The organism is Streptococcus dentapri (assembly GCF_042649885.1).
Lineage (GTDB): Bacteria > Bacillota > Bacilli > Lactobacillales > Streptococcaceae > Streptococcus > Streptococcus dentapri.
On the sequence record NZ_JBHSAC010000062.1, the window covers coordinates 1 to 1468 of the forward strand.

Genomic DNA, 1468 nt, shown 5'->3' on the forward strand with positions numbered 1-1468 from the left:
TGACAACGATGGGATTTTAGACGTTGATGATAAGAATCCGAAAGTTGCGGACAGCAGCGCGCCAGAAATCAATCCTTCTCCTTCCATGAGAGCCGAAAGTGATTCTTTATCTGTATCTGTGGCTGAACTTAAAGCTGAAACTCCAATCCCTAAAACTAGGTCAGATGTAAAAACATTGCCAAAAACAGGCGATTCAGATTTTGGATTTTTGACAAGTTTAGGGCTTCTCTTAACAGCATTTGGAATTTTTGGCCTTAGGAAAAAGGATGATAGTGAAAAATAGGATATTTCTTATCCAAATTTAATGAGGCTAGGTAAAAACTAGCCAGTATAAAAACGCAGAAAGATGTTAGCTTGATGTATTTCAAGAATCAACATTTTCTGTGTTTTTTTTGATTAATGAAGGGAAGGATTGCCTCAATCACGTCGTTACCCTGAAAGAATAGGGTGAAATAAATGGAAGCAGTTTTAAGCAACAATTGATTAGCGTGTTTATTAGAACAAAAGTTATTGATATTTTTGCAGTAAATAGATAGTCTTGTTCAGCAATATTATTGAATAATTTTTTGCTTAAGGAAGACCTGACAGATATAATAGAAAATTTAAGTAATATGGTAAAATATAAAATTTAAAGGATCTTTGTGTTTTTTCTCCAATAAAACTAAGTGCGAATGGTACTACAAATGGCTAATAGAAGTATACTTCGTGAGCAACAGCTAATTCCCTAGCAAGATTTGGCTTCAAGCTAAATCTTGCTTTATCTTATATGGTGTTTATACATTTCATACCTTTCTGGTTGTTTTGTCGCTGTTATAAAGTATGGAATAGAAACCGAGCATTTCCAAACTGGGTTTGCTCGTTTTTAAGGCTCTTTGTCAACTGTAGTGAGTTTATGACAAGCTAGCCTTAGAGAGTACTAAATTGTTCTTATTTTTTTGATAAACTTGCTATGAAATTTTAGGAGGATGTCTTATGAATACAGTAACGTTAGACTCAATGACTCTTGATAATTTTGAAATGGCAGATAGCCAACTCCTCTCTACTGTAGAAGCTGGAGATGGTGTGGATTCTATACTTTCTGGTGTTGCTACTTATGGTGCTGCAACAATGGGAATCTGTGCAGTTTCTGGTTCAATTTGTTGGGGACTTGGTGTTGCTTATTTACTTACATGTGCGGCTGCAGGAGGAATGATAGGTTACGGTGCAGCAACCAACATTAGATGAATAATTTGATTATAGTATTTTCAATCAATTTGAGGTATCAATAATGACAAAAAGATGGTCGTTTATTTTTTGTTCATCTTTGAATGTTATGGCTAATTTATTAATGATTTGGCCGTTTAATAGTGGGGAAGGAATATTTTCTAATCTATTTTTGATTATTATTACTTTAATACTACTCGTGGTGCTAGTTAATTTCAAAATATCTCAAATTATAAGCCAGTATGATTTGTTCGATTCTCAATTG

General features: G+C 33.9%; 2 protein-coding genes and 1 pseudogene. All 3 read left to right on the forward strand.

The genetic code is table 11. The features are described 5' to 3' along the window. The coding region (locus tag ACFOSE_RS07665) for an LPXTG cell wall anchor domain-containing protein (protein WP_380432184.1) at window positions 1–283 on the forward strand (283 nt) is incomplete at its 5' end. Window positions 284–972: 689 nt separating this feature from the next. Next, window positions 973–1224 carry a bacteriocin-type signal sequence gene (locus ACFOSE_RS07670; protein ID WP_380432185.1) on the forward strand — a complete coding sequence of 84 codons (252 nt, stop codon included), beginning with the start codon at window positions 973–975 and terminating at the stop codon, window positions 1222–1224. A gap of 43 nt (window positions 1225–1267) precedes the next feature. Continuing rightward, window positions 1268–1468: pseudogene (locus ACFOSE_RS07675) on the forward strand (hypothetical protein); the annotation flags it as partial.